Origin of the sequence: Christiangramia sp. LLG6405-1 (assembly GCF_045055805.1) — a bacterium.
Classification (GTDB): domain Bacteria; phylum Bacteroidota; class Bacteroidia; order Flavobacteriales; family Flavobacteriaceae; genus Christiangramia.
On record NZ_CP159330.1, the window covers coordinates 3,243,197 to 3,267,210 of the forward strand.

Annotated in this window: 20 protein-coding genes; 19 read left to right on the forward strand and 1 reads right to left on the reverse strand. The window is 31.2% G+C overall.

Going from position 1 to position 24,014, the window contains the following annotated elements; translation table 11 throughout:
• Positions 1-741: 741 nt before the first annotated feature.
• Genes ABVM50_RS14965 through ABVM50_RS14975 form a run of 3 tightly spaced genes read left to right on the forward strand, consistent with a single transcriptional unit; the run spans position 742 to position 3,145 of the window.
• Entirely contained in the window at positions 742-1,389 is a 648-nt protein-coding gene (locus ABVM50_RS14965; protein ID WP_405199299.1) for a hypothetical protein, read from the forward strand.
• Between the two features lie 24 nt (positions 1,390-1,413).
• Positions 1,414-2,253 carry a hypothetical protein gene (locus ABVM50_RS14970; RefSeq protein WP_405199300.1) on the forward strand — a complete coding sequence of 280 codons (840 nt, stop codon included), beginning with the start codon at positions 1,414-1,416 and terminating at the stop codon, positions 2,251-2,253.
• Positions 2,246-3,145: a hypothetical protein gene (locus ABVM50_RS14975; RefSeq protein ID WP_405199301.1), complete on the forward strand. Its 900-nt coding sequence runs from the start codon at positions 2,246-2,248 to the stop codon at positions 3,143-3,145. Before ABVM50_RS14970 ends, ABVM50_RS14975 begins: the two co-directional genes overlap by 8 nt.
• A 98-nt stretch (positions 3,146-3,243) precedes the next feature.
• Here ABVM50_RS14975 and ABVM50_RS14980 read toward each other — a convergent pair whose 3' ends face one another.
• Positions 3,244-4,209, reverse strand: a complete 966-nt coding sequence (locus ABVM50_RS14980; protein WP_405199302.1) for an IS110 family transposase — start codon at positions 4,207-4,209, stop codon at positions 3,244-3,246.
• A gap of 400 nt (positions 4,210-4,609) precedes the next feature.
• Between ABVM50_RS14980 and ABVM50_RS14985 the strand changes: the two genes are divergently transcribed.
• The 16 genes from ABVM50_RS14985 to ABVM50_RS15060 all read left to right on the forward strand — a co-directional run bounded on the left by ABVM50_RS14985 (position 4,610) and on the right by ABVM50_RS15060 (position 23,924).
• Complete coding sequence (locus tag ABVM50_RS14985; RefSeq protein ID WP_405199303.1) at positions 4,610-4,999, forward strand: IS630 transposase-related protein; 390 nt, start codon at positions 4,610-4,612, stop codon at positions 4,997-4,999.
• Entirely contained in the window at positions 4,996-5,862 is an 867-nt protein-coding gene (locus tag ABVM50_RS14990) for an IS3 family transposase (protein ID WP_405199304.1), read from the forward strand. The genes ABVM50_RS14985 and ABVM50_RS14990 overlap by 4 nt, the downstream gene beginning before the upstream one ends.
• Positions 5,863-5,943: 81 nt before the next feature.
• Complete coding sequence (locus ABVM50_RS14995) at positions 5,944-6,696, forward strand: phospholipase D family protein (protein ID WP_405199305.1); 753 nt, start codon at positions 5,944-5,946, stop codon at positions 6,694-6,696.
• A 180-nt stretch (positions 6,697-6,876) separates the two neighbouring features.
• A complete protein-coding gene (locus ABVM50_RS15000; protein ID WP_405199306.1) occupies positions 6,877-8,160 on the forward strand; it encodes an erythromycin esterase family protein in 1,284 nt (427 codons plus the stop codon).
• Between the two features lie 215 nt (positions 8,161-8,375).
• Positions 8,376-8,852, forward strand: coding sequence for a transposase (locus ABVM50_RS15005; RefSeq protein ID WP_405199307.1), 477 nt, complete (start codon positions 8,376-8,378; stop codon positions 8,850-8,852).
• 403 nt (positions 8,853-9,255) lie between these two features.
• Positions 9,256-10,347: an alpha/beta hydrolase family protein gene (locus tag ABVM50_RS15010; RefSeq protein ID WP_405199308.1), complete on the forward strand. Its 1,092-nt coding sequence runs from the start codon at positions 9,256-9,258 to the stop codon at positions 10,345-10,347.
• An 18-nt stretch (positions 10,348-10,365) separates the two neighbouring features.
• A complete protein-coding gene (locus ABVM50_RS15015) occupies positions 10,366-11,103 on the forward strand; it encodes a hypothetical protein (RefSeq protein WP_405199309.1) in 738 nt (245 codons plus the stop codon).
• A 36-nt stretch (positions 11,104-11,139) separates the two neighbouring features.
• Positions 11,140-13,308 carry a lantibiotic dehydratase family protein gene (locus tag ABVM50_RS15020; RefSeq protein WP_405199310.1) on the forward strand — a complete coding sequence of 723 codons (2,169 nt, stop codon included), beginning with the start codon at positions 11,140-11,142 and terminating at the stop codon, positions 13,306-13,308.
• A gap of 8 nt (positions 13,309-13,316) precedes the next feature.
• Positions 13,317-14,180 carry a thiopeptide-type bacteriocin biosynthesis protein gene (locus ABVM50_RS15025; protein WP_405199311.1) on the forward strand — a complete coding sequence of 288 codons (864 nt, stop codon included), beginning with the start codon at positions 13,317-13,319 and terminating at the stop codon, positions 14,178-14,180.
• Positions 14,181-14,241: 61 nt separating this feature from the next.
• A complete protein-coding gene (locus ABVM50_RS15030; RefSeq protein ID WP_405199312.1) occupies positions 14,242-14,436 on the forward strand; it encodes a class I lanthipeptide in 195 nt (64 codons plus the stop codon).
• Positions 14,437-14,479: 43 nt separating this feature from the next.
• Positions 14,480-15,676, forward strand: coding sequence for a lanthionine synthetase LanC family protein (locus ABVM50_RS15035; RefSeq protein ID WP_405199313.1), 1,197 nt, complete (start codon positions 14,480-14,482; stop codon positions 15,674-15,676).
• An 18-nt stretch (positions 15,677-15,694) separates the two neighbouring features.
• A complete protein-coding gene (locus tag ABVM50_RS15040; protein WP_405199314.1) occupies positions 15,695-17,275 on the forward strand; it encodes a vitamin K epoxide reductase family protein in 1,581 nt (526 codons plus the stop codon).
• A 32-nt stretch (positions 17,276-17,307) separates the two neighbouring features.
• Positions 17,308-19,497: a peptidase domain-containing ABC transporter gene (locus ABVM50_RS15045; protein WP_405199315.1), complete on the forward strand. Its 2,190-nt coding sequence runs from the start codon at positions 17,308-17,310 to the stop codon at positions 19,495-19,497.
• Positions 19,497-20,786, forward strand: a complete 1,290-nt coding sequence (locus tag ABVM50_RS15050) for an HlyD family secretion protein (protein ID WP_405199316.1) — start codon at positions 19,497-19,499, stop codon at positions 20,784-20,786. Before ABVM50_RS15045 ends, ABVM50_RS15050 begins: the two co-directional genes overlap by 1 nt.
• Before the next feature lie 43 nt (positions 20,787-20,829).
• A complete protein-coding gene (locus ABVM50_RS15055) occupies positions 20,830-23,052 on the forward strand; it encodes a lantibiotic dehydratase family protein (RefSeq protein ID WP_405199317.1) in 2,223 nt (740 codons plus the stop codon).
• On the forward strand, positions 23,049-23,924 hold the full coding sequence (locus tag ABVM50_RS15060) for a thiopeptide-type bacteriocin biosynthesis protein (RefSeq protein ID WP_405199318.1): 876 nt from the start codon (positions 23,049-23,051) through the stop codon (positions 23,922-23,924). Before ABVM50_RS15055 ends, ABVM50_RS15060 begins: the two co-directional genes overlap by 4 nt.
• The last annotated feature ends 90 nt before the right edge of the window (positions 23,925-24,014 follow it).

Consider the following 24,014-nt stretch of genomic DNA (forward strand, 5'->3'; position numbering starts at 1 on the left):
TAAAAACTATTATATTGCGCATATAACGAGTTGTAGCCAATTTTATAACTGAAGTTTATAATTAAAAACCTAAGATAAAATTGAGAATCGCTTTAATAAAAAAGCATTGCAAAACTTACCTCTTATCGCATCAGAAAAATTAAAAATCGGCATGCGACAAATACCTTCGAAATAAAGAATTTAATAAGCATTGAAACAAAACATCAGTTCAAACAGGATGATTTAGAACAAATACACTTACGCTTTCAGAAAGTTGCTTGCCCGGATCCTCTAATTATAATGAGCTTTTTCAGAATCAGATCCTTAAAAACTACTCAGAAAATTAAAATGATAAATTCAATTAATTTCAATTTTTAAGAAGGTTTGTCAACTTAGCTTTTCACATTTCAACTGCTTGTAAAACATTTAGACTTCCATAAAATTATATTTACAGAATTCATAAATTCTAAGCTAATTTTTTAGAATTATTAAATTCTCGTTTTTATTTGAACTTCTGACAGTTACGAAAAATAATTTTCAATCTTACCTATATTTATTTAAATACTCATGACCAGAATTTTGAGTTATTAAATCTATTTCATCATCCTACGTAAAGTATTTAAATTAAAAATAGTTAGAATTAACCTTACAAAGTGTAAGGTTAAATGTTTGGTCAACTAGAAGGGTTATTGCATTTTCACCCAATGATTGTTCTGCGCAGAAAATCATTTTAAAAATTCAATAATTTAATTTTAACTAAAAATGAAAAAATTATCACATATATTTTTCCTTATGATATTTTTAATATTCTTCGTGAGTTGTGACGGTATTGACGATATTATAGACACTGAACCAGTAACTGAGTGTGAGTTTTCAGAAACAAAAACATATACTTTTACTAATTTTAACTTAGAAATTCCAAATATCCAATCTGCGAATGTAGGATTTCATATTGCGTTCAATAATGGAGGTATTATATATAATTTAAATACTCTATTAGAAACAAAAGGGAATTATAGGTATCCAGAAAATGAAGCAGCAGTTTATGGTAAGATGACTGCGGATGGGTCGGAGTGTAAAGGAGAAAAGGAATTTGAATATAGAGAAGGTAATCAAAATGTAATGAGTAACTCCGTTTCTGTACCAGTACCCGCGAATTATGATTTTTATGGTGAGGTCACTGTAAAATCAAAAACCGACAGTTTTCTAGAGCAAGGTTCTGGGTACAACCAAGGATTCTATGTGCGGTGGGAGGTTACAGAAAATGACCCTAATAATTTAGACGGAAATTTAATGGGAGAAAAAATACGTTTTGATTGGGATGAAGATATGATGTACATCCCGGAGATCGAGGAGCCTATTTATATAGGTGGTAATTATGGTCTTCCTTCAGAACCTACAGAACCTTAATTTTAAAAATTTAAAACTTTAAACATGAAATTCAATAAATTACTTTATATTCTTTTTTTGACTGCAGTTTTGACATCCTGCGAAAAAGATGAAGAAACCGGAATTGATTCTTTGCCTGGAGAACAATCTTTTAACACTGAAATTTCAAACAAGTATCGATTACTAGACCTTAGTACTAACGCTTATCATGATTATTTCAAAATGACCGACAACACGCTTGGCTTCAACAGTTTGAAATCAAGTCATCATAAGGAATATTCGATGGTTCAAAAATCTGAAATTCAGAATTTTGAAAATAAATCTGTTTCTTTAAATGGACAAAAAATTGCATTAAACGAATCTAACAAAAGCAGAAAGTTCGATGATTCTAATATTTATGGGAAAACTCTAAATCTAAGTTTCACTAATAACAAAAGTTCCGGTGAATCTACTGAGGTTGAATTATATATCCCGAAAAAATTAAATATAAGTAAACCAGTTCAGCAGTTAGACTCTAAGGTTTCTATATTAGCATATTATAAAAATTTCTTGTTGGAATGGAATTCGGATCCTAAGAATGAGGAAGGTCTAATGGTTGCTGTTGAATATCTTGGGGAAACTTTATCGAAAGATGGAAATAAATTAAATCGAAAAAATATAGTGAATGTTGACCATATCGAGAACGATAACGGGAGGTATATTCTTAAGGAGGCCATGTTTGATGATATCCCTAACCTGTCATTTGTTAACCTGATTTTAATGAGAGGGAACGTGGACATTATAGAAATTGAAGGAGCATCTTATAAAACTTATGCAGAATCTCACCAACGTATTCCGATTTTATTGGTAAAAGATTTAAACTCTGTAAAAGGATTTAATGAATAATACAACAACTAAAATTATTAATAAAACCCGGGGCCTCGTTGGCTCTGGGTTTTCGAATAAATATATATTAGTAATATTAACAATTCTTTTTTTTTCCATCGGAAAGCCTTCTCAAGCTCAGGATTCCGATTTGGATTTTGCTTTAATTAATATAGGGTTTAGTTCTATAATTGGTGGTGCTGGAGCAGTTATAAATAAGGAACCTGAAGAAAAATTGGGTAAAGTACTTCTGAAAGGTTTTGTTCAGGGAGCACTCGGTGGATATGTTGTTTTTGAAAGTAAAAGGATGCTTCGCGAGTTCTCAAAAACAGGGAATTATGCATTTGTTTGGCCCTCAAAAATAGTAAATGCAGCAGGGAACTCTATAATTGAAAATGCTGCGAGTAATCAAGATTTTTGGGTGCAATGGCATTTAAATATAGGGTTTAATCGCTTAGATATTTACACTAAAGATAAATTCAAATTTAGATATAGGATCATGCCATTTAGTTTATTCTTTACTATTAAGGAATTGGATAGATTTAAATTTGATTTTTCAAAAACTATGAAATTGGGTACGCCGGTTTTTAAAGTACCACGCATTTTCAAGGCAGGAGAAAAATTTTTAAACGGTGGTTCGCTTACAAATTTCATTTATTTAAAGGAAACTTCCACACCTGGCACGACCGCTCATGAATTAATTCATACCTATCAATATGAACAGCAATCAGGCTTTAATGCTTTTCTTAATAAACCAATAAAATCTCTTTCCAAGAAAAGTAAATTTGTGAAATTCTATACCAAAAATTTTTATACAGACTTCAATTTTATTACATCTGAATTATTGTATGGCATTGAGCCGAACTACGATGAAAATAATTTTGAAAAAGAAGCCGGTTATTTTAGTCACTAAATTTATTCAAAGAATTTAGTCAATAAAACAAATTAAAATCATAAGTGTATAATATAAAACTGGCCACAACAAAGAACTAAGGTAAAATCCAAGTCCTTTTAAGCTAATTTCGACATATAATTTTCCTGGTAAAAAGTTCCTGATTTAGCAATAGCAAATGCCTGTTTCAGGAGCTTATTACAAATAGCGATCAATGCCAGTTTTTTACTTTTTCCTTTCGCTATAATACGCTCATAGATTTCTTTGCAAGCCTTATTTGTTTTGCAGGCAGTAAAGCTACACATGAATAATAAATTCCGAAGTTTTCGATTGCCTACTTTGCTTATCCGGCTACGTCCCCTTACACTGGTCCCGGATTGCCTGATCGTGGGAGTAATTCCGGTAAAACAGCAAAGCTGTCTGGCATTCTCAAAACTGGTAAATCCGTCTGTAAGCACAATTAGGAGCATGGCCGTTTTCTTTCCCATTCCCGGAATGCTGGTTAATTGCTCCAATTGCTCTTGCTGGGTTTCTTTGACTAAGGCTTCCAGCTTTGCTTCGATCTGCGCTAATTCCTTCTCTAACTGCTTTAGTGAACGATTCAGAGATCGAGTGACTGTCTTCGAAGGTGTACCGAGGGCTTTTTCTCCATGGACCTTATTCTTCAAGGCAGTACGTTGTTTCAGATAAAGATCCTGAAGACTCAGCAATTGCAAACATTCGGCCTGAACAGCATTCCTGGCGGTATACAAGGGAACCTTTGTAGCCTGTGCATATTCACAGATAGCTTTGGCATCGCTCTTATCGGTCTTGATCTTAGAGAGCTTCATCTGGATAAAACGTTTGACAGAAAGTGGATTTACAACCGATACCGTGATCCCCTTCTCATAGAGATACTGGGCTAACCGGTAATGGTAATAACCAGTGGCTTCCATCACTACAAGGCTATCTTTCTGAATAAACTTCAGTAAACCTTTAAAGCCTTTCAAGTCATTAGAGAACTGATCATGCTTACCTTCCTGGTCAACTACATCAAAGAATGATTTACTGATATCTACTCCATAAAAATGTTTAATTTTATTCATGACTTTAAATTTGGAAAGAACAGCTACTTTGGTTTCATCGACTTTAAAACGAGATCCAGGTCTCACAGAACTAAACGAAATTGAAGTAGAAAAGAGAGGGGATTATCATTGTTGACGGAATCTTTGAGTTCCCACGGTTCATTTAATCTTATTCCTCTCTTTGGTTCTTTCTATTTACAATCAAAATTTAGAAAAATTAAACTTAAGACGGTTCATCGCCAATAAGCGGCACCGTTAGAAAGAAAATAATTAACTTGACCAACGAACCAATACTAAGCCGACAAATCCGTGTCCCCTACTCCGCCAACTGGCGATAACCGAAACCGTTATACACAAGTGCTCCGCATGTACTTTCCTGAAATAGGTTGACTAAAAATTAAACCTTTTAGTACTATAACTAATGAAACAACAAAATGAACACTGTCGAAAAACTTCCTACAAAAAAGTAGGGTACGATCTTAAGCTGGTTATCATCGATCAGATTCAAAACGCACAGATATCTATCAATCATGCTTCCGATAAATATCAGGTTTCCAGAGCTTCCATCTATTACTGGTTGAAAAAATACAGTACTTTAGAACAAAAGAAACAAGGGATGAGTAAGAAAGATGAAATCAAGAAACTCAAAGAAAAAATAGAGGAACTGGAGTTTGTAAAAGACTTCCAACAAGACATTATTGCTGACATGGAACTTATTACCGGGGTTGATATGTCAAAAAAGTCATTGCCCAAAACATTAGCAGACGAGATCGAAAAAAAGAAGCAAAACCGTTTAAAAGAAAATGGTTGATCCAATGTTTTGGGGTTTCCAAACAAGCTTTCTATAAGCGGTTAAAATCTCATCAGAAAAGGCAAGCACAGCAACAGCTAATCATTCGGCTTATTAAAGAGTATCGGAGTCAGTATGGTCTGCGCACCGGTGGAATTAAACTATATCAGGAATTAAAGGCTGATATGAACCGACTCGGTATTAAAATAGGAAGAGATAAATTCTATCGTGTAATGCGAATGAATAACCTGCTCGTTCCTAAATTAAAGCGGTTCCATATCACAACCGATTCAAAACATCGATTCTTTAAATACAAAAACCTCGTAAAAGACAAAGTTCCCACCAGGCCGGAACAACTTTGGGTAAGCGATATTACCTATATCAAAACGCAGAACGGACACAGCTATCTGGCATTGGTCACAGATGCCTATTCTAAGCAAATTATGGGTTATAAATTAGCAAGTCATATGAAGACATCACTTTGCGTTGATGCGCTTAGAATGGCCATTAAAAACAGGAAATACAAAAATCAGAAACTCATCCATCATTCAGATCGCGGAATTCAGTATTGCAACCCGCTATATACAGGCTTTGCTGAGGATCATGGAATAGTAATGAGCATGACCGAAAAGCATGATCCTTACGAGAACGCCGTAGCTGAGAGAATCAACAGAACTCTTAAATATGAATATGATTTAAAACGAACTATAAAAAATACTAACTTAGCTAAGAAGATGGTCAAAAGGGCTGTTGAGATTTACAACAACAAAAGACCACATTTTAGTCTCAAATTGAACACCCCTAACTTTGTTCATTTGAATAGAAATGTAGACTATCATTCCTACAAAAGGAACAAACAAAATTTACAACTATTGACCATTTAAACTGTCGAAAATTGAATCAAAAATGGTCAACCAATTTCAGTATAACACAACAAGATAAAAACCAAAAAGAATAAACATTTTATGGCGAAATATTTAAGAACTTCAAGCATAACAGCCGAGTTAGAAAATTTAATAAGAGATGCAAGAAAAGAATTATATATAATAAGTCCTTACTTAAAACTATCTGATCATATTAAAGAGCTATTAAATGATAAAGAAAGAGAAAAAGTTGATGTAAGAATAATCTTTGGGAAACAAGAACTTGCTCCGACTGAAATGAGTTATTTAGAAGAATTAAAATATGTTAGATTATACTTTTCTAAAAATCTTCATGCAAAATGTTACTTAAACGAAAGTAAGATGATAATCGCATCAATGAATCTATATGAATTCTCACAACAGAATAATAGAGAAATGGGAATTCTTATTGACATTGAAAATGAGGAAGATAAAAATGTATATGAAGATGCCGCAAAAGATATAGAATCAATAATTCATAATAGTGAGGATTTTTCATATGTAAAGGCTCCTCAAAAACAGTTTTTAAAAGATTCAAAAGAGACTAAAAATACAGACAAGTCATTTCCAAAAAGTGATAAATTTAAAAAAAGAGATTATTCAAAATCAGTATATAAAACGACTAAAGAATTATCTGAATTAACTGGAATTAGTAGTCGTAAAATCAATTCCTCTTTGAAGAAAAACGGATTTATGTTTAAAAAAGAAGATGATTGGTTTGCAACAGAGAAAGGAGAAGATTTTGGTGGTATACAGAAAGAAGGTCAATATGGTAAATTTATAGTTTGGCCAGAAGAAATAGTTGATAGTATTTAAAACCTTATTAAAATTAAAAAACTGTTTACAACAACGGTTAATCGCCAATAAGCGGCACCGTTAGTAAGAAAATAATTAACTTGACCAACAAACCAATACTAAGCCGACAAATCCGCGTCCCTTTCTCCGCCAACTGGCGATAACCGAGACCGTTGTACACCATTTTATACTAGCATTTTGATGAGAACAATATTTTCAATATTCATATTCATTTCAACACTATTTTCATATTCTCAAAATCAAAAAACAATTGACTGGATAACTAACAATTCTATTGAAATTGAAAATGCAAATCCAGATTCTACATTAAAGATTTTTGAACAAAACGCACCTGATAAATTTTCCACAGCCAAGATTTATGGTTTTGGAGAAGCAACCCATGACACCAAAGAATTTTTTGACCTTAAAGCCAAATTCTTTAAATATTTGGTAAAGAATCAAGGTGTAAAAACATTTATAATGGAAGAATCTTACCAAGCTGAATCTGGAATAAATGAATGGATAAGTGGAGGAAAAGGAAATATAAAAACGATTGCTGACAATTTTAAAATTCAATTTTGGCAAACTAAAGAAGTTGTAAATCTTCTAAAATGGATGAGAGAATACAATAAAGGAAAATCCAAAAGTGAGCAAATTAAGTTTTATGGAATGGATATTCAATTAGGAAGAAAACTTAATCAAGATATACGAAAGTTTGTTACTAAAAATAAAATCTCAATAGATGAAAATCTTTTAGCGATTGCTGATGGTTCTGCAAATAAGAAAATAGACTATCATAACGATGATAATTGGTGGCAAATTCAGCTTCCAAAATTAATCGAACTTAAACAACAAATACTTAGATCAAATTTAGAAAGTGAGAAGTATAAAAATGTTCTAAGAAGTTTAGATTACTTAATAAATTATGCGGAGTTTGCTTCTTTGGCTACAGAAGAATATCCTAAGAGCACAGAATTCAGAGATCTAAAAATGTTCGAAAATGTCAAATATATTGTAGAAAATCTATCTAAAAATGGAAAAGCGTTTATTTGGGCTCATAACGAACACATTAATAAAAAAGAAATGTATAGTACAGGTAGTAATATTATTAACTTAGGACGTAATTTAAAGGATCAATATGATGACGATTATTATGCAGTAGGATTTGATTTCGGAATTGGAAAAATAAACGGTTTAATCACTGATAGCAAGAAAGGTCTTTATTGGAAAACTTACGATATAAAGAAGCCGTTTAGAAAAACTTATGCGAAAACTTTGATGTCAGTTGACAAGGACATTTATTTTATTCAATTCGATAAAAATCTAGAATTCTTCAACAAAAAGTCCAAGCATCTATTAATTGCAGCAGGCGGATATCAACCAAAACCTTTACATAGAATACTAATTAACAAAGTATATGCAGATACTTATGACGCTTTAATTTTTGTGGAAAAGATCTCGGTGCCAGATTATAATTTAAATTAAAGAAATAAAACGGTGTACAACATCGGTTAATCGCAAATAACGGGTTTAGTAGAAAAAGTGTAAGTTTAGAAACCAGGAAAGAATACAACTAAGCCGACAAGTCCGATTCCCTACTCCCGCAACTTGCGATAACCGGGACCGTTGTACACAATTATTTTTTGAATGACCTGAGTTCAATAACTTAACGCAACAAATCATAACTTTAGATTTGTTGTATGGAACTAAAAAAACATCGGAGATTATCTCATAAAGAAAGGGTGATTATCCAGAGCCTTTTAGAAGAAAATAAGTCCAAAGCTTTCATTGCAATCAAGCTGGGTAGATCCCGTTCAACCATTACCCGAGAAGTCAATAGATGGATCACCAAACCAGGGGAATATTACAGTGCTGACATAGCTGATTATATTGCTAAAGACGATTACCTCAATAAAAGAAATAAGGACAAAATAAGCACCTATAGAAGACTCTGTATGTATATTTACAAAGGTCTTTTGAAAGACTGGTCACCGGAACAGATATCCGGGAGAATCAAAGATGATTATCCCAATGATCCAGTGATGACTATTTCTCACGAAGCCATTTATCAGCACATCTATAATAATCCACAAGCAAGGATGAATTTAAAACTCATTAAGCTTCTGGCTAGAGGAACACAGCGAAGAAGATCAAGAAAAAAACGAAAGGGGAATTAAAAAAATAGATTTCTGAAAGGATTGATTCAAAAATAAACCTTTCGTGATGGTAAAATAAAGAATAAGTATTCAGATGAAACTTAGATCAGAAGATTAAAGATCTTATTTAGAAAAAAGCGGATTAAATATATTTATTTAATAAGAATCATGTAAAAGATTGCACACAATACGAGAATTAAATTTCAATAAATAAATCGAAGTGGTTAAATTCGAAAATCACGATTTCATTCTTAATTCCAAAAACAACATTATGAACTATAGCATAAAAATGGTAAAGCCTTACCTTAAGTAAGGAATAAAACATACATGCAAAAATTATAAACTATTAATTTGTGCCATATTAAAAACACTATGATCTCTATCATACTGCGTTTATATCATCGTTATTTAATATTAATATAATTTGAAAGTAATTTCCACAAATAGAATAACTAAAAAGCAATACATAATTAAGCTATTTCTTATATCCTTATTTCTATGCAGTTGTAATTCATTTGCCCAAAAAAATACCGGAAACATATTTAGCTACGAAAAGGAGATTGCAGAAAGTGAAAACTACGAGCAAGTTGAAATTACTTTTAGAAACCATATAGAGGATATCAATTTATATGGAACATTAATTAAACCAAGTAAGACTAAGTTTGAAAAAATGATAATAATAGTGCCTGGCTCTGGATTAGATACTAGGAATAACCACTTTTTATTAACTGAATATTTTTTATCTAAAAATATTGCTGTTTTCAGATATGATGAACGAGGTGTAAATATGTCGGAAGGTAATAATTCAAATGTGACTTATGGTGTCACAGAAATGACAGAAGATCTCATTTCATCTGTCGAAGTTTTAAACGAGAAATTCAAAGATAAAAACATCAAATTAGGCCTTCTAGGTCACAGCTTAGGGGGGCTTGCAACAATCAATGCAGTAAAAAAAATTCCAGAAATTGACTTCATAGTGCAATGGGCAGTTCCAATTCAGAATTATGGAGAATTTTTTAAGTATCAAATTAGAACTGGTGTAGATACATTTGAAAGTGAACTTATTTTTGAAGATAAGGAAAAGAAAATTGAGATAATTAGTGCAATTCAGGATGTCGTAAGTAAAAATCCAGAACTAGACGATTTGAAACTTTCTAAAAAGTTGAAAAAAGTTACCAGAAAACATGGTTATAAGAGAAAAAATTACGATCGGTTTACGGTATGGACTTTTCCTTCAAGGAAAGATTTATTTCGCCAAAACAATGAAGCTACGTATCAAAACTTAACAATCCCGATGCTTTATATAATAGGCTCTGATGACAAATTCGTCGATCCCAGATCGAATACGGAATTACTAAAAAACTTTAACAATAAGATGATATCTACGAGTATAATGTCCGGCTTGAACCATTACCTAACTGATCAGGAAATCGAGCATTATCAGATGTCAAAATCTTTATATAACATCGATAAAAAAGCAGTAAATACTATCATAGATTGGATACAAAGTTTATAACATAAGATTTTTTAAAAATTGGCTAAAAAGATTTTACTATTAATCATATTAATTTCTAGTAATGCATTTTCTCAAAAAGTTGAAGGTATTATATATGATTCTGAAGGAAGTTTGAATTATGTTCTAGTTTGGAATAAGTCTCTAAATATTTATACCAGGTCAAATGAAAACGGATCATTCAAAATTCGAGCTAAAACTGGTGATTCCTTAATATTTAGCTCCGCTGAATATATAACTCAGTTACTAGTTGTGCAGGAAAAAAAAATTGAAGGTAAAATAGTTATTGAACTGAATAAAAAAATAAACGAATTAGATGTTGTGAATTTGACAGCTCTTAATGAAGAAATAAATATTGAAAAATCCAATAAGGATATGCACTCTATTCTGAGAAAAGATATGGAAAAGCACTGGTATCTTTATAAGAATATGTCCAATTCAAGAGGTAATTTATTTTCTTTAATTGAATTATTAATTAAAAATAACAGAAATAAAAAATCAGATGAGAATCATTATGATAAATTACAATACGTTGATTTCCAGAATATTTTCGAAGATAATTCAATTCCAAATAATCGCTTCATTACCGAGGACTTAAAAATTCCAGTAAAATTCAAGAATCTATTTATTGATTATCTGGATTCACTAAAATGGAATAAAAATCTGGCGGATGATAAAAATAGATTGAAATTAATTGAAATGTTATATGTAAGCAGTAATAAATATTTAGAGGTGTTACGAAATAGTAATGAATATTAAATTTTCTTAATTAATATCCAGAATTCTAAAAAAAATATGGCTGGAATAAATATCCAATATGAACCTCTTGATAGGTTTGTCATAAGAGCTCCTATATTATCAGTGGATGCAACAGACAATTTGAATGTTAAATCTTTATATAAAAGCTTCCAAAATAATATAATTAAAGAATCACTATTTATAGCTTCACCTAATTTATACCATGAATTAGATAAGTTAAGAAATGTAGAGGATTTAATAGGGAATAGAAAGCTTCAACGTTCTCTTTTAAAATACTATTCGAGAATGAGCCATAGGTGCACTCCTTTCGGTCTATTCAGCGGTTTCATTCTTGGTGAGTTTTCAACCAAAAATAAAGTTGTATTAAAAGATAGAACAGAACACAAGAAAGTTACAAAACTAGACATGAATTACTTATGTTCTCTGGCGCAAAACTTAGAAAAAAGTTATGAATGCAGTACCAATCTTTTATACTACCCCAATAATAGTTTGTATAAGATTGGGTCCGAATACCGATACGTAGAATATAGGTATATTAATGGTGAAAGAAATCACTTTACATCCAGCGTTTATGCTAGTACTTATCTTGAAAAGGTTTTAACCTCATCATCAAACGGAGTAAGTCTTCATAAGCTCATATTAAATCTTCAAGATTCTGAAATTTCTTCCATCGAGGCTGAGAACTTCCTAATTGAATTAATCGAAAATCAAATTTTGATCAGTAATTTAACCCCAACCGTTACAGGTGTTGATTACCTTCATACTATTATTAACCACTCTAAAAATGTTTTTAATTTTGATATAGTCTCAAGTTTATCGAGACTTGATCAAGCAATTGGAGGTGAAAATATTGTAGCAGATATGAATCTAATAGGAGATCAATTATTAGAATTGAATCCAGAAGCCAAGAGAAAGTATTTATTTCAAACAGATCTAAAGCTTAACACAGAATCAAAAACTCTTAGTTCGAATATAATTCCAAACCTTAAGGAAGGATTAAGTATACTTAATAAAATATCTTCAAAAAGATCAAATAAAAGGTTAACAGAATTTAAAAAGGCGTTTTTAGAGCGTTATGAATACGAAGAAATACCATTAAATCTTGTGTTGGACGTAGAATCTGGAATCGGGTATGATCTTCTAAGAACCGATTATTTTGACTATTCGAGTCTTACTGATGACCTGATTTTAAAGAATGAAAAATCATGGACAGACGAAAATAGTATCTACTGGAGCAAAGTGGAAGAATTTATTCTCGGAAAGTATCTCAAATACTTAAAAGATTCCTCTCGCCACCTAACTATCTCCCCAAAAGAATTATCAAACTTTGAAGAAAATTGGGACCAGTTCCCAAACACCTTTTCTTTGATGCTAAATGTATTGTCCGTAAGAAATGATGAGAAACCATTAATACGTTTAGATTTTGCAGGAAATGCCTCAGCCGGCAACTTTATCGCTCGATTTGGCCATATGGATTCGGAAATAGTGGATTATTTAAATGAAATTGCTGATGAAGAAAAAGACGAGAATTACATAACTGCTGAAATTCTTCACTTGCCGGAATCAAGAACCGGAAACATTATTTCACGTCCTAGATTAAGAGAATATGAAATACCTTATCTGGCTCAAAGCACCTTACCGGTAGATAAACAAATCAAGTTGGATGATTTATTAGTCTCAGTAAAGAATGACCGAATCAATATTCGGTCGAAATCCTTAAATAAATTGGTTAGGCCTATACTGACAAACGCTCATAACTATTGGCACAATTCACTACCCACATATCAGTTTTTATGTGATATGCAAGGTCAAGGTTTATACACTTCTATAGGATTTCAATGGCCAAAAATACTTAAGAAAGAAAAGTTTTTACCTCGTGTTATATGCAAAAACTTTATTCTTTCACCTGCCCAATACCGGTTTAATAAAAGTGACTACAAGGATTTGAATAGTAGAGAAGCATTGATTGATTGGTTAAACACAAATAGTATTCCTGAAGAGTTTTATTTAAAGGAAGGAGATAACGAACTGTATTTTCACATGAAAACCCCTTTGTTTCAGGATTTATTTATCTCAGAAATTAGCAAAAAATCAAATATTCTTTTGGAAGAATACCTTTTTGATAAAGACAATTCTCTAATTGAAAGTAAAAAATCAACTTATACGAATGAATTTTTATTTGCTTTTAAAAAATCAAACAAATAGAATAACCAATGATTACAAGAAAGTTTGCTATAGGTAGTGAATGGTTGTATTTTAAATTGTATTTAGGACGCAGTATTGCGGATTCTTTCCTAGTCGAACAATTATTACCAATGATTAATTCCTGTACAAAGAAAGGATTAATTAAAAATTGGTTTTTTATTCGCTACAATGATCCTGACCCTCACTTACGTATTAGATTTCAAATATATGATCATCACCATATAGGTGTAATTTGCAAAATCTTCAATGATATTACTTCGGAATTACTGAATGATCATATAATCCATAAAGTTCAGGTAGACACCTATATCAGGGAAATTGAAAGGTACGGTTCTAGCACAATGGAGGTTTCCGAGATGATTTTTAGAAGTAATAGTGAATTTGTAATTCAAACAATTTCAATCTGTGGAGAAGATCAAGAATTGAGGTGGCTAATATGCATTCGCTGGATCGATGATTTCTTAGATGCTTTTAAATTAAATCTAAGAGATAAACAAAATTTGTTGAAACATCTCAAAACTTCATTTGCAGGAGAATTTCAAGCTGACAAACATGCTAGGAAACAACTTAGTGATAAATATAGACGATATAGGTCAAGAATAGACGATGTTATTCTCGATGTTAATAATATCGAGATCAAAAATTTATTGTTACAAAATAAATTACAGAATCAAGCCCTTGCGTTAAAAATAATTGATAAATATCAGGAAAAGCCGGTCGATATACATCTTTCAGATTTGCTTGCAAGTTATCTGCATATGCACTGCAATAGGTTATTCAGATCAAAACAGAGATTGTGTGAATGGATTATATATGACTTCCTTTTTAGAAGCTACGATAGTTCATTGGCTAGAAATAAAAAAATGATATGATCTAAATTTAGGAGGTAGCCGAAAATCCTTTCAAGAGTAGGCAAATTTTAAATATTTTAATATGAGAAAGTTACAGTTGAACAAAAAAACTGTTTCTGCATTAAACAGAGTAGAAATGCAGGAAGTTAATGGAGGTGTTTGTGTTGTATCCTGTCAACGAGGAAGTGACAGAGGCAAAGAATGTTGCGAAAGCGGTAGGGTAGATTTGAGCCTTAGTGGAGTTGGTAACGGCGAATGTGGTACTAGCACAAATTAATTCAAACGAAATGGCTGTTTAACACAGCCATTTCTTTAAAAGTATGGAAAAAATTGACAATCTCTTAATTAACATAGCAAGTAAGTTAATTAATTCTTCGACTAAGAACCGCCTACCGACAATGGATGAGAATTTAGGATCTATTCTATTTCTGGCTAATTATTATAACTGCACAAAAGATGTAAACTATAAAAATAAAGCGCTTGAGATTCTGAACAATTCTATAGATTCATTTTCTAATCAAAATCTGAAAAGTGGAATTTATGAGGGTTTTGACGGATTTGCATATTTAGCAGGTCAATTAGATCACATTGGTATCTTAGAATCTGAAAATTTGCTAGTAGATTTTATACCGCATCTAGAAAAATCTCTAAAAGCGGATTTACCGCTTAATAATTTTGATGTTCTCTATGGTAGTATGGGTAAGTTTCAATTTATCCTACATTGTACCTATATTTCCAAATCAAGAAAGATCTCATTGGTTGATAATTTTGTAAATAATCTTTTTTCTAACAGATTAGTAGATGAAAAGGGAACATACTGGTATGAAAACAGCAAAAAATGTTCTATCAATCTGGGTCTTGCTCACGGTATACCTGGAATACTAATCTTCCTGTCCCATCTAGAATTTCTTGGATACAAAAATCCATATATCAAAATTATGATTGATGGTCTCCAAAGAAAAATCATGAGTCTTGAAAATCATGTTTCTGGTCTTAGTTCCTTCGGAACTGGATATGTAGGAAATACAAATGCTAAAAGTTATTCAAGATTAGGATGGTGTTACGGTGACTTAGGCATAATATACGCACTGTTGTATTCTGCTTCTATATCAAATAGCGAATACATTCTTGAAAAATGCGCTGTATACATTGAAATAGTTCTTTCAAGAGATTTGTGCACATCAGGGGTTATACATTTCCATGAACAATCCTGTTTCGACCCGGGCTTTTGTCATGGAATTTCAGGTATCGTTTATATTCTCATTAGAATAAAAGAACTATTCCCACACGAAAAAATCACTAAAAGAATTCAATACTGGAATAATGAATTAATTAAGAACGTTGAAAAAGTTTTAGACAGCCCAACTATGTATTATCCTGATTTAAGTTTATCTGGCGAAAAATTAGAGATTTACGACAAGAGTAATTTCTTAAATGGCTTATCGGGTGTCGGTTTAACATTACTCTCATCGAAATATAACATCCGAAATTGGAGCCAATTCTTCCTCCTCTACTAATTAATTCTATTTTTTGCAATGACTAAAAAAAAGAAATTAGTATCAGTTATAATGGCATGGCTCAAACATAACAAGATTACTTTTAAAAAATCTAAATTCGAAATTAAATACACTTCACATCCTTGTTATCCGCAATTAATCTCCCTGACGGATACTCTTGATTATTTTAATATAAGCTATGATATTTATAAGTTAGAAGATTATTCAGGTAGTTTAGAGTTTCTACCCACATCGTTTATTTCCTTATCCAAAGGATCTATGCATCGAACTGAGATTATCGAGATAATAAAAAAGAATTCAAAATTCAAAATTAATAGTATATACGGTAGTAAGATTTTAGATACTAGTCAGCTTCTTGAGCTATTCACCGGTATTGTACTTGAAATAAAAAGCGGTGAAAAGATTTCAAGTTATTTGACTGACAAGGTTTATCAAAATAGAATGCAGTTTCTATATGTGATATCGATAATAATCTTAATATTAAACTCTAACTTTCAACAACTTAACTGGCAACTTCAAATATCTTTTATTTTTAGTCTTTTAGGAATTATAATATCATTTTTAATCTTGAAAAAAGATAATGACACTAGTACTGACGAATATTCGTACAAATTTTGCAGTCTTAGTCCGAAGGTAAGCTGTCAGAATGTTTTCAATTCAGCATTAGCTAAAGGTTTTATTGGTTTAAAACTGGTTGATGTAGTAGGGATATTTTTTTTCTACCAAATTTTGAGTATTTTATTTCTCACCGATTCAAGTAATGAATTTCTCTATGTGAATATTTTATTGCACTCCGGAGCAATTTGCGTTTGTATTTTTTCCATCTACTATCAAAGTTTTGTAGTTAAGTTTTGGTGTACATTGTGTTTATCTGTTTCCATTATAATCTTCTCCCAATATTTCCTATTAATTTCAATTTTCCAATCTTTTGAAATCTTAGAAATCTCATTGCATTCAATCTTTAGACTTGCAGCATCAATGATTTTAGGGTTAGTAATCTGGAGATTAATTGAAACGAATCAAATAAACAGAAATAAACTCCAATCTATATCGATTGACTTTTATAAAATAAAGAGGAAAAAACATGTATTTAACTCCATTTTAAAACAGGAAAGGAAAATTTCAGAATTGGAATTTCCAGGAGAAATGATTATTGGATCTGAAAATCCTACTGCAGTCATAACGCTTGTTTTGAGTCCTACTTGTGTGCATTGTCCTCAAAATTTTAAGAATATGATAGAACTGAAAAACGATCCAGATATTGAACTCAAGATCATTATTCGCTTTAAGATAGCTAAAGAATCATCTAATAAAGTGGAATTTGAATCCATTAAAAACCTATATCAAATCTTCCAAATAGAGAATGAAAATTATTTTATAAATAAAACTATGGAATTGCTCTATTCCAAAAATTTTGAAGAATGGAATAATAAAAACTTTTATGATTATGAGTTTGAGTTTGAAAGCTATATGCAGCAAACATACCAGTGGATTGACAATAATCATATAAATTACACGCCCTTTATTGCTCTAAATGGGTATGAATATCCGAGAGATCTTTATTCAATTCACGACATTCAAGAATTCATTACCGAATAATTATATTATCCTAATATTTAATCATAGTATTTATGGGGAAATTTCCCTTTTACAAACAAGCAGATATAAAAGATTGTGGCCCAACTTGCTTAAAAATAATTTCGGCTCACTATAAAAAAACTCTTTCTGTTGAATTACTAAGAGATCTGACAAAAAACACTAGAGAAGGTAGCAGTTTGCTAGGCTTAAGTGATGCTGCAGAAAAGCTGGGTTTTCGGAGTATCGGAGTTAAAACGTCTACCACAGATCTTAAAGAATTACCTCTCCCATGTATTCTACATTGGAATAACCGTCATTACGTTGTTCTTTATAAAATAAAAAACGAGATATTTTATATTTCAGATCCAGCACATGGTTTAATAACCTATAATGAAAGGGAGTTCATTAATTTTTGGGTTTCTAGAAACGCAAACAAAAACACGGAAGAGGGAATTGCACTAATACTTGAGCCAACTCCGAATTTTTATGAGAATGACTTCGAGAATTTTCAGACAACTTTCGGATTATCTTTTATAACTCAGTATTTATTTAAATATAAAAAATTTCTTTTCCAATTATTTTTGGGATTACTCGCAAGTAGTCTATTACAAGTTATATTTCCTTTTTTAACCCAGAGCGTGGTAGATATTGGTATCAGAAATCAAGATATCAACTTTATATATTTGATATTATTCGCACAACTATCTCTCTTCGTTGGCAGAATTAGTATTGAAGTTATTCGTAGTTGGATTCTTCTTCATTTAAGTACGAGAATTAATATCTCATTGGTTTCTGACTTTTTCATCAAGTTGATGAAATTACCGATAGCCTATTTTGATAGTAAGATGACTGGAGATATCATGCAAAGAATTAATGATCATCGGCGTATTGAGCGACTTTTGACAAATTCTTCCTTAAACGTTCTATTTTCTTTAATCAACCTTGTCTTATTTAGTTTTGTCCTAGCCTATTACAACCTTCAAATTCTGTTGGTCTTTTTAATTGGTAATACATTCTATTTTATTTGGATAGCCATATTTTTAAAAAAGAGGAAAGCACTTGATTACAAAAGATTTTCTCAAATAAGCGAGGAACAGAGCAAGGTCATTGAATTAATTAATGGCATGCAAGAGATAAAATTACATAACGCAGAAAGGAAAAAAAGATGGGGTTGGGAATACATTCAGGCAAAGTTATTCAAGGTTTCATTAGAAGGATTATCTCTTGAGCAATATCAATCTGTAGGCTCTAGATTCATTAATGAGGTAACAAATATTTTTGTAACCTTTCTTTCTGCTAAATTAGTTATAGAAGGCGAAATCACTCTAGGAATGATGTTGGCGATTAGCTATATAGTAGGCCAATTAAATTCTCCCTTGGCACAATTAATAGAGTTTGTAAGAGAAGTTCAGGATGCAAAAATTTCGATTGAAAGACTGTCTGAAATCCATAATAAAAAAAATGAGGAAAATGAGGAAGCACACTCAATTCAAGATATAAATTTAGATCAAAATCTATTCCTAGAGGATGTTAGTTTTTCATATTACGGAACATATAACCTAGTACTTCAAAATATAAGTTTAAAGATTCCTGCAAATCAAACAACAGCTATAGTTGGAAGCAGCGGAAGTGGAAAAACAACCTTAATGAAACTTCTTCTGAAATTTTATCAGCCAACTTCTGGAGTCATAAGATTAGGTTCACACAAGCTTGAAAATATTTCACAGAGGGCTTGGCGTGAACATAGTGGTGTGGTAATGCAGGAAGGTTTTATATTTAATGATACAATTGCAAGAAATATTGCTGTGGGTGCAGATTTTATAGATAAAGATAAACTTCGTAATGCAATCAAAATTGCAAATATTCAAGATTTTATAGAATCTCTTCCTTTGTCCTATAATACAAAAATTGGTAATGAAGGTGTAGGTATGAGTACCGGTCAGAAACAAAGACTATTAATAGCAAGGGCGGTGTATAAAGACCCCCAGTATATATTTTTTGATGAGGCAACAAGTGCACTAGATGCCGAAAATGAGAAGATAATTATTAATAATTTGAATGAGTTTTTATCTAAGAGAACTGCCGTGGTTATTGCGCATAGACTAAGTACTGTTAGAAATGCTCATCAAATTGTGGTGCTAAAGGATGGAGTAATCGTAGAAATAGGAAATCATAAGGAATTAGTTAAGAAAAAAGGTGATTACTACAATTTAATTAAGAACCAATTAGAACTAGGAAACTAATGAAAGATAAGTTGGACAAAATAGATCTAAGAAGCGATGAAGTACAGGATATTCTGACCAGAATGCCCCACTGGATGATACGTTGGGGGAATTTATTAATTTTTTTGATAATAATTCTTTTACTAGCTCTTTCTTGGGTCATAAAATATCCTGAGGTAATTTCTTCTACTGTTATATTGACTTCTGAAAAACCACCTCAAAAAATCTATGCAAAAACAAATGGAAAAATTGATGCTCTCTTTGTAAAGGATCAAACTTTCATAGAGAGTGGAGAGAAATTAGCAATTCTAAAAAATACAGCTAATTATAAAGATGTATTTAATCTCAAAAAAATTGTTGAAAATAAGACCTTAAAAGATTTAATAAACCGGTACCCTGATTCCTTAAATAATCTTTTTCTCGGAGAAATAGAATCTTCATTTGCAATTTTCGAAAATAATTATGCTCAATATTCTTTATACCGAAATATGGACCCATTTTCGAATAAGAAACTTGAAAGCCGCTATACAATTTCAGAATTAGAATTTCAACTTAAAAATTTAATTACCCAGAAGTCCGCATCGGATATAGAACTGAACCTACAGCTTGACAGATTTAATAGAAATAAAACCCTATACGAGAAAGGCGTCTTGTCTTCGCAAGAATTTGACAATAGCAAAATGGATTATATAAGAGCCCAAAGAGCCAATGAAAATTATAATACCGAAATTTCAAAGACAAGGGAACAATTAAGCATCGCAGAGATAGGAGAAAATAGTATAAATATTGAAAAGGTTAATCAAGAAACAAATTTATACAACAATTTAGTTCAATCATTTGATCAGCTTAAAGAGAGTTTAAAAAGCTGGGAAGAAAATTATGTTATCTATTCTGATATATCTGGAACTGTTTCTTATATGGATTATTGGGATGATAACTCAGTAGTTAAATCAGCCGAGTGGATGTTTACCATTTTACCTAAGAATAATTCTCATTTTATAGCCCGTATCCGTACTCCAACAATTAATTCAGCTAAACTCAAAATAGGTGAAAAGATAATTATAAAACTAGATAATTATCCATCTGAAGAATACGGTACTATAGTAACTCAAATCGATAGACTATCACTTACTGCTACGAATAGCGAAAATTTTTTAGCAGAGGCTAAACTGGAAAAGCCAATTACAACAAATTACAATAAACATGTACAATTTAAGAATGGAATGCGGGGTACCGGAGAAATCATTACTGAAGATTTGCGGTTAATCGAAAGAGTTTTTTATCAGTTTAGAAAAATCTTCCAGAAATAGATTTCCCAAAAATTAATTTGCGTACTCCATTAAACACAAAAAAATGTCCACTAATTTCCCATATCAGAACTTTTCAGAATATATAATAAGAACACCTCTGTTTTCTATCAATAAATATCTTTCATTTACTCAAAATGAAACCATTAATGAAGAACAATTTAAAAAACTTGTTTGTCAAACTGAATTGTTAAATGGTGTTTTCTTTGCATCACCGCCGTTGTTTAGGGAAATTAATAAATGGTTAGAAAATGAACTACTTGATTCAAAAAAGCAAAGGAAATTAGAAGAAAGTCTTTTTAAATATTTTACCAGAGCAACATCAAGATGTTCACCGTTCGGCTTATTTGCTGGTTGTGCAATAGGTGAAATTAAGGGTGATGTTCGTATTGTTAAAGACCCTGATCAAAATAACGTATTTACTCGTTTTAATGTTAATTACCTGGAGGAAATATTTCTCTCGGAAGAACGTGGACAATTTACTGAAAATTCCATTTTTCACACCAATTCATCAATTTACCGAATCGGCTTCAAATATAGATATTTTGAACCTTATATGGTTAAACAACAATTAAAATACCGTATTTCGGAGGTTCCTTATTCTCCCTATTTGGAATATATAATTAATGAATCAAGTGAAGGGCTTTCAGTTAAAACTTTACAAGCGAAGTTTTTGCAAGAATTTTCTAGTGGGATCTCAAAAACTGAGTCAGCTTCTTTCATCATCGATATTATTGAAAGTAGAATTCTGCTTAGCCACTTAGAATTATCTGTCACGGGATTAACTTCAATAGTTCAATTAAAAGATTATCTAAGTACTTTGGGTACAAATGAAAAATTGGACAATATTTTTAAAACATTTGAACAAATTAGTGTTGTCTTAAACAATAAATTAAATGATAGAAATTTACCTAACATCGTTAACTCGCTTTATAAAAAGTCCGGATCTTTTTCTAAGTCCCCTATCGATGTAGAGATGTTTCCACATTACAAGGAAAATAGACTTTCTAAAGATATTGTACAGAGGGTGAAAAATGTATTAATATTCTTAAACAAAATTTCCTATTATCCTAAAGAAAAACAAATGGATTTTTTTATTAAAAAATTCATCGAAAGATTTGGGGAGCGGCAAGTTCCAATTGCAATAGCACTGGATGTTGAATCAGGTATTAATTTTAAGCCGTCCTTTCCAAATTGTGATGATAATCCATTAATTGATGACCTTGTTTTTACACGAAAATCTGAAGAATTAAAATTTCCGTGGAATTCTACTTTTCAAAAATTAAATGAGTTAATTATTGAGGCATTAAAAGAAAATAAGCCAGTAATTAGTCTGAATACGGAAGATTGGAATGATAACGGGAACTCTTGGGAAGACCTTCCAGACACATTCTTAGCCATGATAAAGCTTACTGGTGAAGACGAAAGTCAAATAGAATTTCTGGGATCTGGGGGATCTAGTGCAGCGAATCTAATTAGCCGTTTTAGCCATGGAAATCCTGCTATGTTGAAATTTGTAAAAAAGATTTCTGAAACTGAGAAAGCTTTAAATCCGAATAAAATATTAGCAGAAATAGCACACATACCGGAATATCGCTTATTTAATATTATGAACAGACCACATATTAGAGATTTTGAAATCCCATATTTATCAGGGTTTCAAAAAGATACAAATGTTATAAATCTTGAGGATATATTATTGAAAGTTGAAAACGGTAGAAACCTTGTGATTGTGTCTAAAAAGCATAATAAAGAAATTATACCGCACCTATCTACGGCACATAGTTTTCAAAATAGTACTACGCTTCCGATTTACCACTTTCTTTCCGAATATCAATTTTATAAGAAACGTAAAAGTATTTATTTTGAAATTGGCCCGTTAAAAGAATCACATGATTTTATTCCTAGAATCGAATACGAAAATGTAATTTTATCTAGAGCTACATGGAACTTAAAGCAAAAAGATCTTGAATCCTGCTATCCCGTACGAAACAACTGGAAAAAACTTAAGTTAGAAATTGCTGAATTCTTGAAGAAGAAAAAGCTTCCATCATTAGTGGATCTTCCAGATGGCGAAGAGAAAATCATCATTTCATTCAAAAATTATAATTCAGTGAAAATGCTACTGGACTCCATTAAAAATCAGCCAACATTTCAATTAGTAGAAAACTTATCCAACAATAGAAATTGCGTACAGGATTTGTATGATGAACATTATAGTCATGAAATTCTACTAGGTTTTCACAAAAGATTTAATTATAAAAAATGAAAAAAACTAAAACTGATTTTATCATTGGAGATAAATGGATTTTTTATAAGATTTTTTGCGGTCCTAATGATGCCGAGTACATTTTATGTGAATCAATTCAGCCGGTAATAAATCAATTATTTGAACAGAAAATTATTCGAAAATGGTTTTATATAAGATACAATGTCCCATCAAACCATTTAAGAATTCGTTTTGAACTAACGTCACAAGATAAAATAGGCGAGCTAATTTCGATTATCTATAAAACCCTAAGTCCATTTTATAAAACTGACTTAATTGGTGATATTGAAATATCTACCTACAAAAGAGAGATTCAAAGATATGTAAATGGAACTATAAAAATTGCTGAAAAAATTTTTTATTACGATAGTGAAATTATATTACATTTTTTAAGCTCACAATACCAGATAGACCAAAACAAGAAAAATCGGTGGCTATATGGATTAAAAATCATTGATTATTACTTAGAATGTTTTAAAATTTCGATTGATCAAAAAGTTGTTCTTATGGAGACATGGAAAGATAACTTTGCTTATGAATTCGGAATGAATACTATCATGAAAAAACAGCTCGAAAAGAAATATAGAATTTTTCAATCTGATATTGATAAATATTTAAATGCAAGCATATTATTCCATGATAACTCGAATTCAAATAGGGAGAAATTAGCTAATAATATTCATGAATTAAGAGCTAAAACTAAAAATTTATCATACACAGAGCTAACAACCATGATACAGTCATACATACACATGTCTTTAAATCGATTGTTTAGCAGTAATAACCGCAAATATGAATTAGTTTGTTACTACTTTCTTTTTAGAAGCTATAGATCTCAAATTGCCATGCAGAAACACCATAAACAAAAGTAAAGAAAAAATGATTGCTTGCTTCTACTCCTTTCAGTAATTAATAAACTAAAGGTCCTCAATAATCAAATCCATCTAATATAAAAGGCTGTC